Genomic DNA, 14,103 nt, shown 5'->3' on the forward strand with positions numbered 1-14,103 from the left:
CTCACTGGGGCAGGCGGAATCCGGCGAACGCCTCCTGGATCCAGTTCGGGTATGCGACCGGCAGCTTGCTGATCTCGTCCAGCTCGGTGAGGTCCTGCTCGGTCAGCGTGAGATCCGAGGCGGCGATGTTGTCCACCAACTGCTCCTGCTTGCGGGCGCCGACGATCACGCTGGTCACGGCCGGCCGGGTCAGCAGCCAGGCGACCGCCACCCGGGCGGGGCTGACCCCGTGCCGCTCGGCGACGCCCTTGAGCACGTCGACCACTGCGAAGGCGCTCTCCGGGTCCATCGGCGTGAAGCTGGAGTAGCCGGGCTGGGCGCTGCGCGCACCGCTGTCGGCGACGGCGCCGTCGCGGCTGATCTTGCCGGAGAGGAAGCCACCGGCGAGCGGGCTCCAGACGGTCAGCCCGACGCCCTCGTCGAGCGCCATCGGCACCACGTCGCGCTCCACGTCCCGGCCCACCAGGGAGTAGTACTCCTGCACCGAGACGAACCCGGCCAGCTTCTCGCGGGCGGAGATGCCCAGCGCCTTGGACATCTGCCAGGCGGCGAAGTTGGCGGCGCCGATGTAGCGGACCTTGCCCTGCCGGACCGCGTCGTCGAGCGCGCGCAGCATCTCCTCCATCGGGGTGACCTGGTCGAAGTTGTGGATCTGGTACAGGTCGATGTGATCGGTGCCGAGCCGGCGCAGGCTGTCCTCCAGCCCCTGCATGATGTGCAGCCGGGACGTGCCGACGTCGTTCGGTCCGGGGCCCGTCCGCGAGTGCACCTTGGTGGCCAGCACCACGTCGCGACGCCTCTTGCCGAGCGCCTGGCCGAGCAGTTCCTCGCTCTCGCCGTCGCTGTAGCCGTCGGCGGTGTCGATGAAGTTCACCCCCGCGTCCAGCGCGGTGTCCACCATCCGCTGCACGTCGGGGAGCGCCAGCCCGCCGAGGGTCCCGTAGATCGGGTGCCCGCTGCCACCGAAGGTCATCGCGCCGAGCGAGATCTCCGAGACGTACACCCCGGTGTTGCCCAGCAGTCGGTACTTCACGCGTAACTCCTCGTCGGTCGGAGGCCGGCGTCGGCCACCAGACTGATCACTATGTCGGACACTGTGTCCGGCACCGAGCGTACGTCGCCGGTCCCGCCCCTGGCCACCTAGGATTCGGACCATGCCCTCGATCACCCGACGCCGGCCGCGCAACCCCGACGGGCGTGCCGCCGTCGAAGCGCGGGTGCTGGCCGCCACCGAGCGGCTGCTCCAGCAGGGGGCCCGCTTCACCGACCTCGGCGTCCAGCGCATCGCCGCCGAGGCGGGGGTGGCCCGATCGACCTTCTACATCCACTTCCGCGACAAGAGCGAGCTGCTCATGCGCCTCGCCGGCACGATGCGGGAGACCTCCTTCGACCGGATCCGCGAGTGGGATCCGGCCGGGCCCGGCGACCCGCTCGAATCACTCACCGAGGTCTTCGGCGACGTGATCAGGATCTACCGGACGTACGCCCCGGTGCTGGCGGCGATCAACGAGGTCGCCGCCTACGACGACGTGGTCCGGGAGTTCTGGGCGACCGGGTTCGCGCAGTTCGTGGCGCGTACCGAGGAGGTGCTGCGCGCCGAGCAGCGGGCCGGGCGCACACCGGCGAGCCTGGACGTGCCGGCCGCCACCCGGCTGATCGTGCTCGGCGGTGACCGGTTCCTCGCCCACCACGTGGGCCTGGGCCCGGCCGACCCCGAGGCCGACGCGGCGGCCGCCGGGGAGCTGGCCGCGACCTGGTGGTACGGGGCCTACCGCCGCCCCGCCTGAGCACCGACCGCCCCGGCGGGAACCGGGGCGGTCGAGGTGGACGCGGTCAGATCATCGTCTGGGACTTGCCCTCCATGTCGGCGGCCGCCTCCTCCTTGGTCTCGCGGGTCAGCGGCTTGCCGCCCGGCGCCGGGGCCTTGCCGCCGAGCGGGTCGGCGCCGCCCGTGGCGCCCTCCGGACCGGCGCCGCGCAGCTGGTCGTTCGGCAGCGCCACGGTCACCAGCACCGCCACGATCGCGATCAGACCGGCGGTCAGGAAGACCATGTCCAGCGCGTCGACGAACGCGTTCTGGATCGCGGCCCGCACCGGCCCCGGCAGGGCCATGATCGTGGCCGGATCGTTGATCGAGATGTTCGCGCCGCCGCTCGCCGCCACCTCGGCCTGCTGCTGCGGCGGAAGCTGGGCGATCGCGCCGGGCAGCCGGTCGCCCAGCCCTCCGGCGAGCCGGGAGGAGAGCACCGCACCGAGGATCGCGACCCCGAACGAACCGCCCAGCGACCGGAAGAACGTGGCCGAGGAGGTGCCGGCGCCCAGGTCGCGTACCGAGACCGCGTTCTGCACCGCGAGGACCAGCGACTGCATGCACAGGCCCAGGCCGACGCCGATCACCACCATGAAGCCGAAGGCGATCCAGAGCGAGGTGCCCACCGACAGTTGGGTGAACAGGAACATGCCGACCAGCAGGGTCACCGACCCGGCCACCGGGAACCACTTGTAGCGGCCGATCCGGCTCATCGCCCGCCCGGTGAGGATCGAGGTGACGATGATGCCCGTCATCATCGGCAGCATCAACAGACCGCTGCGGGTCGGCGAGGCGCCCTTGACGATCTGCAGGTACAGCGGGATGAAGATGATCGACCCGAACATCACCAGACCGAGCACGAAACCGGCCGAGTTGGCCAGCGCGAACGTCGCGCTGCGGAACAGCCGCAGCGGCAGGATGGGTTCGGCGACCCGCGCCTCCTGGAGCACGAAGAGCACCGCGAGCACGGCGCCGGCGACGAAGAGACCGATGATCACGCCGGAGCCCCAGGCGTACTCGTTGCCGCCCCAGCTCAGCGCGAGCAGCAGGGAGCTCACCCCGGCGACCAGCAGGCCGGCGCCGAGCCAGTCGATCGCGTGGTCCCGGCGCTCGAACGGGATCAGCCGCATCACGTGGTAGCAGACGACGATGGCCAGGATCGCCAGCGGCACGTTGATGTAGAAGATCCACCGCCAGTCGGTCTCCGCGAAGTAACCACCGACCAGCGGGCCGGCCACCGACGAGATCCCGAAGACGGCGCCGAAGAGGCCCTGGTAGCGGCCCCGTTCCCGCGGTGAGACGACGTCCGAGATGATCGTGAATGCCAGCGTCAACAGACCACCCGCGCCGATGCCCTGGATGCCCCGGGTGATGATCAGCTGGGTCATGTTCTGCGACAGCCCGGCCAGCAGCGACCCGACCAGGAACGTGCCGATCGAGAAGAGGAAGACCGGGCGACGTCCGTACAGGTCGGCCATCTTGCCGTACAGCGGCGTCGACGCGGTCGAGGCGAGCAGGTACGCGGTGACAACCCACGAGTAGTGGTTGATCCCGCCCAGCTCCCCCACGATCGTCGGCAGGGCCGTACCGACGATGGTCTGGTCGAGAGCGGCCAGCAGCATGCCGGTCATCAGGCCGATCATGAGCAGCCGGATCTGCTGGCGATTCAGCACCGGCGCGGCGGAGGCTTCGGTGGTCATGGGGGCTTCTTTCCCGACCGACACGGAACATGCGCCGAACCGGGAAAAAGCCTCCCACCCCACCCCGGGTCGATCACGGCCGGCCGTGTCGTGCCCGGAACTCCCTGATCGACCCGGGATGGGAGCGGGGTCAGGCGGCGAAGGTCTCGGTGATCCTGCGGCAGAAGGCGGGGAGGTCACCGGGGTTGCGGCTGCTCGTGAGGTTGCCGTCGGTGACGCACTCCTCGTCGACCCAGGTGGCGCCGGCGTTCGTCAGGTCGGTGCGCAGGCTGGGCCAGGAGGTGATGCGCCGGCCGCGCACCACGTCCGCCTCGATCAGCGTCCACGGGCCGTGGCAGATCACCCCGACCGGCTTGCCCGCGTCGAAGAACGCCCGCACGAACCGCACCGCGTCCGGGTCCGTCCGCAGGAAGTCCGGGTTCGCCACCCCACCGGGCAGCACCAGCGCGTCGTAGCTGCCGGCGTCCGCCTTGTCCGCGGTCACATCCACGTCGTACGTCGTGGACTGGTCCAGGTGGTTGAAGGACTGGATGGACCCGGGCTTGAGCGAGACCAGCTCGACCGTCGCGCCCGCGTTCTCCACGGCCTCGCGCGGCTGGACGTACTCGACCTCCTCGACGCCGTCGCTGGCCAGAAAGGCGATCCGCTTGCCCTGAAGCGTCGTCGCTGTCATCTCGGCACATCTCCTCTCCGGGGTACCTCAATTCCCTTCCCGACGCCTGCCGACCGAAACACCCCAGCGAGGAGCGAAAGCCTCATCGACTGCGGCATCGGCCGCCGTGCAGGTTTGGCAGGTGGGCCGCTGGGGACCCGGGAGGGCATGGCAGGAGCAGCAGCGGAACAGCGCCGGCTCGCCACCGTCGTGGAGAGCTGGCTCGGACGCCCGGTCCTGATCGTCGGCGACGCCATGCTGGACGAATGGCGGTTCGCCGACTCCGACCGACTCTGCCGGGAGGCACCCGCCCCGGTCCTCACCCTGCGCCGGCGGATCTCCGCCGCCGGTGGCGCCGCGAACACCGCGGTCAACGTCGCGGCCCTCGGCGGCCGGGCGGTGCTGGTGGCACCGGTCGGCGCCGACGTCGCGGGCGACGAACTGCACGACTGTCTGGACCGCGCCGGCGTCTGGGACCGTACGGTCAACCAGCCCGGCCGGCCCACACCGGTGAAGCGGCGGATGCTGGCGGGCAACCAGATCCTGCTCCGGGAGGACTCCGGCGACCCGGACGACGCGCTCGACCCGGACGGGGTCACCCGACTGCTCACCGCGTTGGGCTGCGCCACCGAGGAGCTGCGTGCCGCCGCCGGCGGGGAGGCGCCGACCCTGGTGGTCTGCGACTACGGCCTGGGCGCGCTGCCCGCGCCGGTCCGCGCGTGGCTGGTCGAGCAGCGCGAGCGGTACGCCACCGTCGCGCTGGACGCCCACGACCTGGCCGACTGGCGGGGCCTCGCGCCGACCGTGGTCACCCCCAGCTTCGCCGAGGCGACCCGACTGCTGGCCCGGGCCGGCGGCGCGACCCGACCGACGGCCGGCCCCGGCCTGCACCTCGAACACCCCGGCAGCGACCCGGCCGACGGCCCGTCCGAGCTGACCGTCGGCGCCGCGCCGGGCGGGGCCCGGAGCGACGGTGCCGGTGTGGCCGCCACCCCGGACCCGACGCGCACCGACCGCCCCGGGCCGGTCGGTGAGCCGACCCCGAGCGAGGGCCAGGTTGCCCTCACCGGCGACGGGCTCAGCGTCACCGGCACCGGCGTGACGGTGAACACCGAGGCCGGCGAGGGCGTCGACCGGGCGGTGCTGGCCGAGGCGCGCCTGCCCGAGCTGCGCGCGCACACCGGAGCCGACGTGGTCGCGGTGACCCTGGACACCGAGGGCGCGGTGGTCGGCGGCGCCGACGGGGAGCCGCGGCGCAGCCACAGCACCCCGGTGCCGGCGAGCCACGCCGTGGGCGCCGGCGACGCGTACCTGGCGGCGATGACCCTGGCCCTGGCCGCCGACGCGCCGCTGCCCACCGCCGCCCAGCTCGCCCAGCTCGCGGCCACCATCACCGTGTCGGACACCGGCACCTGCGTGTGCCGTCGGGAGGACCTGCTCACCGCGCTCGACCTGGCGCCGGGCTCGACCGGGCACCCGGTCCTGGTCGGCACCGACGAGCTGGACGCGATCGTCGCCGAGCATCGCGACGCCGGGCGGTCTGTGGTGTTCACCAACGGCTGCTTCGACGTGCTGCACCGCGGGCACGTGCGCTACCTGGAGCAGGCCCGCGCCCTGGGCGACCTGCTCATCGTGGCCGTCAACTCGGACGGCAGCGTACGCCGGCTGAAGGGGCCCGACCGGCCGGTCAACCCGGTCGAGGACCGGGGGGCCCTGCTCGCCGCCCTGTCCTGCGTGGACCACGTGGTGGTGTTCGAGGAGGACTCGCCCGCCGCGTTGATCGAGGCGGTCCGGCCCGACGTCTACGTCAAGGGCGGGGACTACCCTCCGGAGCTGGTGCCCGAGGCGCCGCTGGTGCGCCGCCTGGGCGGCCAGGTGCGCACCCTGGGGTACGTGCCGGACCGGTCCACGTCGGCGATCATCGAGCGGATCCGGTCGCACGGTCAGGGCCGGGAGCCCCACGCGTCCGCGCACGGCGAGGATCAGCCGCTGAGCACCCGCACCCGAGCGTCGTGAACCGCCCACTCGACCTCGACACCCCGGAGGCGTTCCGCACCGAGCGGCTCGTCGACGTGCTGATCCCGACGCGTAACCGGCCCGCCGAGCTGGCGGTCACCCTGTCCGGGCTCGCCGCGCAGGAGGGCGTGCCCGGCTTCGGGGTGGTGGTCAGCGACCAGTCCGACGGGGACCCCGCGTACGCCCACCCCGCCGCGGCCACCATGGTCCGGGCGCTGCGCCACCGGGGTCACCCGGTGCTGCTGACCCGTCGACTGCCCCGGCGGGGGCTGGCCGAGCACCGGGCGTACCTGCTGGCCGCCTCGGCGGCCCGGTACGTGCTCACCCTCGACGACGACGTCTGGCTGGAGCCGGGGGCGCTGCACCGGCTGGTCACCGCGCTCGGGGAACTGGGCTGCGGCTTCGTCGGCAACGGCGTGCACGGGTTGTCGTACGCCGAGGACGTGCGACCGGAGACGCACGGGCACTACGAGGAGTGGGTGGGCCAGCCGACACCGGAGCGGATCCGGCCGGGCACCCCGGAGTGGAACCGGGCGCAGATCCACTCGGCGGCCAACCTGCTGCACGTCACCGGGAGGTTGGCGCTGCCGTCGGGGGCGTGGCGCGCGTACAAGGTCTCCTGGATCGGTGGGTGTGTGCTGTACGACCGGGCCAAGCTCCTCGACTCCGGTGGCTTCGACTTCTGGCGCCGCCTCCAGGAGAAGCACCAGGGCGAGGACGTGGCCGCCCAACTCTCGGTGCTGGCCCGCCACGGCGGAGCCGGCATCCTGCCCAGCGGCGCCTACCACCTGGAGTCCCCCACCACCGTCACCGAGCGGGACGTCGAGGCGTGGGAGGTCGTGCTCGCCGACGAGGACAGCCCGCAGCCGGCCTGACCCGGTTCGCGGGTCGGCGCGGTCAGGGCGCGCCGGGCTCCGGGTCGAGCAGCTCCCGGGCGGCCTCCACGACCTCGACCACCGGCACGTCCGCGACGAACGAGTCCCGGTGCGGGCATTCACCGTCGCCCGGCCGGTGCGGGTAGATGCCGGGCGTGCAGTCCACCCCGCAGACCGGGCAGTGCACCATCCAGGAGATGATCGGCCGGTGCCGCCCGCGCAGCGGGCTGGCCGTGTTGATCAGGTTGCCGACCCAGAACACGCCGACCGTCGACGTGCCCACCGCGGCGGCCAGGTGAACCGGACCGGTGTCGTTGGAGACGACCAGCGCGCAGTCGGCGTAGCAGCCGACCAGCCCGCCGAGGCTGAGCGTGCCGACCTGCGGCCGGACGGGCACCCCCGCCGCCGCGACGACCCGGTCCACCACGTCCCGCTCGGCCGGAGTCCCGGTGACCAGCACCTCGTAGCCGTCGCCGTGCAGCTCACGGGCCACCTCGGCGAAGCGCTCGGCCGGCCAACGGCGGCGGGTGTCGGTGGCGCCCGGATGCAGCGCCACCCGGGGACGTGTCGGCGGGCCGAGCACCTGGGCCGCCTCGGCCCGGTCGGCGTCGGTCACCGTCAGCGTGGGCAGGATCGTCGTCGCCGGCGCACCCACCAGGGCCACCGCCTCCAGGAAGCGGATCACCTCGTGCTGGTAGTAGACGTAGCGGATCCACCGGTCCAGCGGAGGTGCGTCGTCGGAACGCAGCCCCACGGTGACCCGGGCGCCGAGGCGGCTGACCAGCGGGTTGGAGTTGGCGCCGCCCCCATGGATCTGCACCGCCAGGTCGAAACCCTCGCCGGTGGCCGCCGCCACGAAGTCGTCCATCGACGACTCCGGCTCACCCACCTCCGGAGTGCGGATACCGGGTGCCGGCGGCACCACCAGCACCCGGTCCACCGGGCCGGGCCGGTCGCGCCAGAGCTTCGCGTGCCACGGCGCGCCGAGCAGCACGATCTCCGCCGCCGGGTACGCGGCGCGCAGCGCGTCCAGCGCCGGCAGGGCGAAGATGAAGTCGCCGAGCGCGTTCGCGCGCAGCACCGCGATCCGCTGCACGTCGGGCACGAGCCCGGCCGTCGGGCCGAGCAGGGACGGGGTGACCACTCGGTCCGCTACGGCCGGTCGATCTCGCCGAGACTGTCCGGGCGGTGCAGCTCCCGGTCCGCCGCGGGATCGGCCGGCATCGGCGTACCACCGGACAGGCTGCCGGAGCGCGGCCCGGTGCGGCCGACGGTGATGGTGCGCGGCGTGGGCCGGGCCGCGCGGGGCAGCCGGACGCGGAGCAGGCCATGGTCCATGACCGCGTCGATGCCGTCCGGGTCGACCCGGGACGGCAGGTCGACGCGGTACTCGAAGCCGCGTGTCTCGAAGCCGCCCGGGATGCCCTGGTCGGCGTTGACCTCCGCCTCGGAGCGGGCCCGTACGCACAGCTCCCGGTCGTCCAACTCGACCGCCACCTCCTCCGGCGCCACCCCGGGCAGCCGGACGACGACCTCCCAACCGTCGGCGATCTCGGTCAGCTCGACGTCGGAGCCGCCCGCCCGCCCGCCAACCAGCCGGCTCAGCTCGGCGCGCAGCGACTGGGGCTCGCCCATCGGGTCCCAGCCCTGCTGCCGGCCCCGCCACCCCCGGCCGAAGCCCCCGGTCTGCTGCTCGCTCATCGCACCTCTCCGATCCGATTGGTGGCCGCGGGCGGCCGCAGGGAGCTGGGCGCGTCCAGACCGGCCTCGCGGTCGACGCCCACGCCGAGCCGGTCGACCAGCTCGCCGCCGAGCCAGGCGCTGATGCTGAGGATGGCCACCGCGACCACCTCGATGGCGATCAGCGCACCCCCGGCGGCGCGGGAGTCCGCGTTCAGCCGGACCGCCCAGACGGCGGCGAAGAGCAGGATCACCGCGACGTTGGCGCCGGCGTGCAGCAGGCCCACCCGCTTGGCGCGGGTGCCGGTCGGGATCGCCAGCAGGTCGAACGAGCCGGCCGTCGCGGCGAGCAGGCCAACGATCAGACCGACCGTGATGTTCCAGTACGCGACCTCACCGAGGAAGTCGGGCCCGCCGACGGTGTCCACCACGTCGAAGAGCACCGCCGTGACCAGCAGCGCGACCGGGAACATGACCAGTATCGGATGGACTGGGTGACCCAGTACCTTGAGTCGGCTCTCCATTACCCGGCCTCCACTGGTCGGTGTCCTACGTGACGGGTCGTGCGGCGGGCGCGTCGGTTGAGGCCGTACCCCGGGCGACCCAGGGCAAACCTCGCGCTGGTCGCGCCGGCTTAGGCTGGCGGGCGAGGCCGTCGGACGGTGGCGCCGCCACCCGGGTCAACGGCTGGAGGAGGATCACGTGACGGTGGAGATCACGTCGCACGAGGAGCTGCGGGAGCTGCTCGGCGCGCCGAACGCGCGGGCCGCCAACAAGGACCGCCCCCGCCTGCACGCGCGGGACCGCCAGTGGCTGGCCGCCTCGCCGTTCTGCCTGGTGGCCACGGCCGGCGCGGACGGCAGCTGCGACGTCTCACCCAAGGGCGACCCGGCCGGGTTCGCCCTCGTGCTGGACGACACGACCATCGCGCTGCCCGAGCGGCCGGGCAACAAGCGGGCCGACGGCTACCGCAACATCCTGGACAACCCGCACGTCGGCCTGCTCTTCATGATCCCCGGGCGGACCGACACCCTGCGCATCAACGGCCGGGGCCGGCTGGTGCGGGACGCGCCCTGGTTCGACGACATGGTGGTCAAGGGACACCGGCCCGTCCTCGCGGTCGTGGTGGAGATCGAGCAGATCTTCTACCACTGCGCCAAGGCGTTCCTGCGCTCTGCACTGTGGCAGCCGGAGACCTGGCAGCCGGAGCTGTTGCCGTCCCGGGCGCGCCTGATCAAGGAGGTCGAGGCGCCGACGGAGAACCTGGAGGACCTGGAACGGTACTACGGCCCGGAGTACGTCCGGACCATCTACGCCTGATCCCGCGACTCCACGCGGCCGGTCGGCGCCTCGGTCAGGCCGACCAGCCGGCGGGATTGCCGAACGACTCCCGGGAGACGCCGGAGCCCGTCTCGGGCCTCGTCGGCAGGGGTGGGCAACGAACCGGTGGCATCGGTGGTCACGGTCATGGCCGGACCGTAGCCGCCGCCACCGACAGTCCCGGCAGGATCAGGATCCCGGTTCGGCGGACACCATCCACAGGTGACCGTCGGGGTCGGCGAACACGCCCGTGTACCCCCAGGGTTGCGCCGCCGGCTCGGTGACCACCTCGGCACCGGCGGCACGAGCCCGTTCGACGATCGCGTCCGCGTCGGCAGGCAAGGCGACGCCGAGGCTGAGCACACACTCGCTCTGCCCCCGCGCGGCCACCTCGTGCCGCCCGATCACCCAGCCGAAGCCGCCGGTCGGGATGAGCATCAACCGCAGCCCGTCGTTGACCACGAACTGCAGCGGCTCCGGAATCCCGTCGTCGGCCAGCTCTCCCACCGTCTCCAGGCCGAGGGCGTCCCGGTAGAAGCGGTGCGAGGTGGCGCGGTCGGCGATGGGAAGGCTGACGATCACGGGGGCGTACGTCATGGAATCGGCTCCAGGGTGTCGGGCGGGCGCTGTCTTCCAGGATGGACGGGACCGGGCACCGACACTCATCGGACCCGTCGGGCCCGAGTGAGTAGCGGAACTCAGGCGGCTACCCGTGTGGTGCGAAATCCTGCACTGATGTCACCGACGACCGGGATCAGGCCGACCGTGGCCCCGTCCGGCCGCTCGTACGACCCGGAGGCCTCAGCATGACCGCGCACCCCGCCCCACCACGGTCGGCACCGACCGTGCGGCATCCGGCGAACCCCCATCGCCTGGCGGTGGGGCAGATGGTGGTGGTCGGCGCGGCGGCCGCCCTCTTTCTGCGCGGGACCACCAGCGGCCCGTGGGCCCTGTTCGCGCTCTTCGTCGGGCCGGAGATCGTGCTGCTCGGCGGCGTGCTGGCGCTGCTGACAGTGACGTACCTGCTCGGCACGTTCACGCTCCACGGGTCCCGACTGACCGAGCGTCCCGCCGGTCGGTGCGCCTGGACCCTGGCCCTCTGGGCCGGGGGTGCCGTGCTCGTCGGCTTCGGCCGTGCGGCCCTGGGCCACCTGGGCTTCGATCCCGAGCAGCACCCCGAAGCCGGCCACTGGTTTCTCGGCCTGGCGGTGGCGGTGGTGGTGGGCCTCCTCAGCCGGTCACGACAGGTACGCATCGTCTCGGCCGCGCTGATCGCGTTCTTCGTCGTGATCACCGCCGCGCTGCGCACCCTCACCTGAGTCCGGTCGCTGATCTAGCGTGGTCGCCATGAGCGTCGACGGCTGGTTGGCCGACACCCGCAGCTCCTACGACACGGTCGCTGCCAGCTACGCGGACCTGGTCCGCGGCCTCCTGGCCGACACACCCTACGAACGAGCGACTCTGAGCCTGTTCGCCGACTTCGTGCGGGCGGCCGGCGGCGGGCCGGTCGCGGACGTGGGTTGCGGCACCGGGCGCATCACCGCCCATCTGGCCGGGCTCGGCGTCGACGCCTTCGGGATCGACCTCTCGCCGGGCATGATCGAGGTGGCTCGGCGGGATCACCCCGGCCTGCGGTTCGAGGTGGGCTCCATGACCGACCTCGATCTGGCCGAAGGCTCGGTGGCCGGCCTGGTCGCCTGGTACTCGCTGATCCACATCCCGGACCACCAGGTCGCCCCGGTACTCGCGCACTTCCGGCGGGTGCTGCGGCCCGGTGGCCCGCTGCTGCTCAGCTTCCACGTGGGCAACGAGACCAGGCTCAAGACGCAGGGCTACGGCGGCCACCCGATGAAGGTGCACGTCCACCGTCGACAGCCCGCCCAGGTGGCGGCGTGGCTGCGCGAGAGCGGGTTCACGGTCGAGGCGCAGATGACACTCGCCTCGGCCGAGAGCGCGCTCGGAGGAATCATCTTCGGGCGCAGCCAGCCCGTGGCCTAGCGACGGGCGTCGAGGAGCTGGTCGAGGTTGATGGCGATGCTGATCAGCCGACGGCACGGAAAAGGCCCAGGTCATGATCGGCGATCAAGCCGGTGACCTGGGCCTTTCGATGGAGCCGCCTGACGGAATCGAACCGTCGACCTACGCATTACGAGTGCGTCGCTCTAGCCGACTGAGCTAAGGCGGCAACGATCGTCAAGTGTACGGCACCCCACGGCCGCCGCCCGAACGGGATACCCCCTCCCCCGCCGCTGCCATCAACCGGACATGGACCGCCATCTAGCCGTTTACCGGACAGCGGATCATCGGAGGCGGGACTACGCTGCGGCGGGTGAGCGACGATCACGCCCCCCTCGACGACCCCGAGCAGGACCCGGCGGACAGGCGCCCCGACGGCGCGTCGGCCGGGGAGCGGGCCCCCCACCGGCCGCGCACCACGGACCCTCTGGAACTGGGCTTCACGCCGCGCAAGCCGGTGCCGTGGCTCGCCCCGTTCCTGCTGATCAGCACCGGCATCCGTACGCTGCTGGCGATGCTCTTCGGGGCGTACCTGGACAAACGCGAGTTGCAGAACGCGTTCGGCGACGGCGTCTTCCGCCAGGCGGGGCCGGACGGCGGGCTCTGGCTCGACTACGTGGCCGACCTGGGTGACGGCTTCAACGCCACCTACTCCGTGGCGTACCTGCTGGCACAGCCGGAGCTGACCGTGGACGGGCACCGGCTGCCCCGGGCGCAGACCCTGGTGATGGGTGGCGACCAGGTGTACCCGTCGGCGGCCTACGCCTCGTACGAGGACCGGTGCAAGGGCCCCTACCAGGCCGCGCTACCGGGGACCCCACCGGAGCGGCCCACCCTCTTCGCGGTGCCCGGCAACCACGACTGGTACGACGGCCTCACCGCGTTCCTGCGGTTGTTCGTCCGCTCGCGGGACCGGCACTTCGGCGGTTGGGGCACCGGGCAGTCTCGGTCGTACTTCGCCGTGGAGCTTCCGGCCAACTGGTGGCTGCTGGGCGTGGACGACCAGTCCGGCTCGTACCTGGACGACCCGCAGCTGGCGTACTTCGACGAGGTGGCCCGGCGGCTCGGCCCGGAATCGAAGGTGATCATCGCCGCGCCGGCGCCGACCTGGGTCAAGGCCGCGGACCATCCGACGGCGTACGACTCGATCGACTACTTCGTCCGGACGATCATCGCCCCGACCGGGGCGCGTGTCCGGCTGCTGCTCTCGGGCGACCTGCACCACTACGCCCGCTACGCGGGGCCGGACCGGCAGCTCATCACCTGCGGCGGCGGCGGGGCGTACCTCTATCCCACGCACAAGCTGCCGGAGCGCATCGAGGTGCCGCCGAGGGACACCCTGGCCCGACGGGCGAGCCGCGCCGAGCCGTACGACCTGGTGGCGCGCTATCCGGACGCCGCCCGCTCCCGCCGCTACGGCTGGGGCATCTTCCCCCGGTTGCCGTTCCGCAATCCGGGTTTCACCACCCTGCTCGGCACGCTGCACACGCTGCTGATGCTGGCCATGGCGGGCACGGCGGCGAACTGGGCGGACACCACGGAGCAGCGGCTCTTCACCGTCCCCCTCGTGGTGATGCTGCTCGTGACGGTGCTGGCGGCGGCCCTGTTCGCCAAGCCGCCCAGCGCGAGCGGCAAGCGGCACGCGAGACACTGGATCCTCGGCGTCAGCCACGGCCTGGCGCACGTCGGGCTGGCCGCCGCCGGCACCTGGGCCTGGTTGGCGCTGCCGTTCTACGACTGGCCGTGGCCGCTTCCGGTGGCCGCCGCGGCGGTGCTCTACGGCCCGGTGAGCGGCCTGCTCGCCAGCCAGCTCGTGGCGGCGTACCTGCTGGTGGCGGGGTCGTTCGGGGTGAACGTCAACGAACTCTTCGCCGGGCAGGGCATCGAGGACTCGAAGTCCTTCCTCCGGGTGCGCATCGACCCCGACGGCACGCTGACCATCTACCCGGTCGCCGTCGACCGGGTAGCCCGCGACTGGCAGGTCAATCCCGACCAGACACCCACCGCCAGCTGGCTCACCCCGAAAACCCCGCT

Annotated in this window: 14 protein-coding genes and 1 tRNA gene; 7 read left to right on the plus strand and 8 right to left on the minus strand. The window is 72.6% G+C overall.

The features are described from left to right. Position 1: 1 nt before the first annotated feature. Positions 2–1,033, minus strand: coding sequence for an aldo/keto reductase (locus DKT68_RS08910; protein ID WP_109816940.1), 1,032 nt, complete (start codon positions 1,031–1,033; stop codon positions 2–4). Positions 1,034–1,154: 121 nt separating this feature from the next. Here DKT68_RS08910 and DKT68_RS08915 point away from each other — a divergent pair, with 121 nt between their 5' ends. Continuing rightward, positions 1,155–1,787, plus strand: a complete 633-nt coding sequence (locus tag DKT68_RS08915; protein WP_109816941.1) for a TetR/AcrR family transcriptional regulator — start codon at positions 1,155–1,157, stop codon at positions 1,785–1,787. A 46-nt stretch (positions 1,788–1,833) separates the two neighbouring features. Here DKT68_RS08915 and DKT68_RS08920 read toward each other — a convergent pair whose 3' ends face one another. Together DKT68_RS08920 and DKT68_RS08925 are read right to left on the minus strand one after the other, a co-directional pair. Further along, on the minus strand, positions 1,834–3,510 hold the full coding sequence (locus DKT68_RS08920; protein ID WP_109816942.1) for an MDR family MFS transporter: 1,677 nt from the start codon (positions 3,508–3,510) through the stop codon (positions 1,834–1,836). Between the two features lie 130 nt (positions 3,511–3,640). Next, complete coding sequence (locus DKT68_RS08925; protein WP_109816943.1) at positions 3,641–4,183, minus strand: type 1 glutamine amidotransferase domain-containing protein; 543 nt, start codon at positions 4,181–4,183, stop codon at positions 3,641–3,643. A gap of 147 nt (positions 4,184–4,330) precedes the next feature. On the opposite strand from DKT68_RS08925, the gene rfaE2 reads away from it, so the two are divergent. Then, entirely contained in the window at positions 4,331–6,178 is a 1,848-nt protein-coding gene (gene rfaE2 / locus DKT68_RS08930; RefSeq protein ID WP_109816944.1) for a D-glycero-beta-D-manno-heptose 1-phosphate adenylyltransferase, read from the plus strand. Then, positions 6,175–7,053: a glycosyltransferase family 2 protein gene (locus DKT68_RS08935; RefSeq protein ID WP_109816945.1), complete on the plus strand. Its 879-nt coding sequence runs from the start codon at positions 6,175–6,177 to the stop codon at positions 7,051–7,053. Before rfaE2 ends, DKT68_RS08935 begins: the two co-directional genes overlap by 4 nt. A gap of 22 nt (positions 7,054–7,075) precedes the next feature. Here the strand turns inward: DKT68_RS08935 and DKT68_RS08940 are convergent, their stop codons facing one another. The 3 genes from DKT68_RS08940 to DKT68_RS08950 are packed head-to-tail and all read right to left on the minus strand — an operon-like array spanning position 7,076 to position 9,257. Further along, positions 7,076–8,197 (minus strand): glycosyltransferase family 9 protein, encoded by a 1,122-nt coding sequence (locus DKT68_RS08940; protein WP_109816946.1) that lies wholly within the window; start codon positions 8,195–8,197, stop codon positions 7,076–7,078. 8 nt (positions 8,198–8,205) lie between these two features. Beyond that, positions 8,206–8,754 carry an Hsp20/alpha crystallin family protein gene (locus tag DKT68_RS08945; RefSeq protein ID WP_109816947.1) on the minus strand — a complete coding sequence of 183 codons (549 nt, stop codon included), beginning with the start codon at positions 8,752–8,754 and terminating at the stop codon, positions 8,206–8,208. Then, positions 8,751–9,257, minus strand: coding sequence for a DUF2231 domain-containing protein (locus tag DKT68_RS08950; RefSeq protein ID WP_109816948.1), 507 nt, complete (start codon positions 9,255–9,257; stop codon positions 8,751–8,753). The genes DKT68_RS08945 and DKT68_RS08950 overlap by 4 nt, the downstream gene beginning before the upstream one ends. Before the next feature lie 178 nt (positions 9,258–9,435). Here DKT68_RS08950 and DKT68_RS08955 point away from each other — a divergent pair, with 178 nt between their 5' ends. After that, positions 9,436–10,053: a pyridoxamine 5'-phosphate oxidase family protein gene (locus tag DKT68_RS08955; RefSeq protein ID WP_109816949.1), complete on the plus strand. Its 618-nt coding sequence runs from the start codon at positions 9,436–9,438 to the stop codon at positions 10,051–10,053. A 189-nt stretch (positions 10,054–10,242) separates the two neighbouring features. Here DKT68_RS08955 and DKT68_RS08960 read toward each other — a convergent pair whose 3' ends face one another. Continuing rightward, positions 10,243–10,650 carry a VOC family protein gene (locus tag DKT68_RS08960; protein WP_109816950.1) on the minus strand — a complete coding sequence of 136 codons (408 nt, stop codon included), beginning with the start codon at positions 10,648–10,650 and terminating at the stop codon, positions 10,243–10,245. A gap of 209 nt (positions 10,651–10,859) precedes the next feature. Here DKT68_RS08960 and DKT68_RS08965 point away from each other — a divergent pair, with 209 nt between their 5' ends. Next, positions 10,860–11,372 carry a hypothetical protein gene (locus DKT68_RS08965; protein WP_146218323.1) on the plus strand — a complete coding sequence of 171 codons (513 nt, stop codon included), beginning with the start codon at positions 10,860–10,862 and terminating at the stop codon, positions 11,370–11,372. 28 nt (positions 11,373–11,400) lie between these two features. Continuing rightward, positions 11,401–12,051 carry a class I SAM-dependent DNA methyltransferase gene (locus DKT68_RS08970; protein ID WP_109816958.1) on the plus strand — a complete coding sequence of 217 codons (651 nt, stop codon included), beginning with the start codon at positions 11,401–11,403 and terminating at the stop codon, positions 12,049–12,051. A 110-nt stretch (positions 12,052–12,161) separates the two neighbouring features. Here the strand turns inward: DKT68_RS08970 and DKT68_RS08975 are convergent. Beyond that, positions 12,162–12,238: transfer RNA gene (locus DKT68_RS08975), tRNA-Thr, on the minus strand. Between the two features lie 144 nt (positions 12,239–12,382). Here DKT68_RS08975 and DKT68_RS08980 point away from each other — a divergent pair. Beyond that, positions 12,383–14,103: metallophosphoesterase family protein (locus DKT68_RS08980; RefSeq protein ID WP_109816952.1), on the plus strand; the 1,721-nt coding region annotated here is incomplete at its 3' end.

It is taken from the genome of Micromonospora acroterricola (assembly GCF_003172955.1).
GTDB classification, from domain to species: Bacteria; Actinomycetota; Actinomycetes; order Mycobacteriales; family Micromonosporaceae; genus Micromonospora; species Micromonospora acroterricola.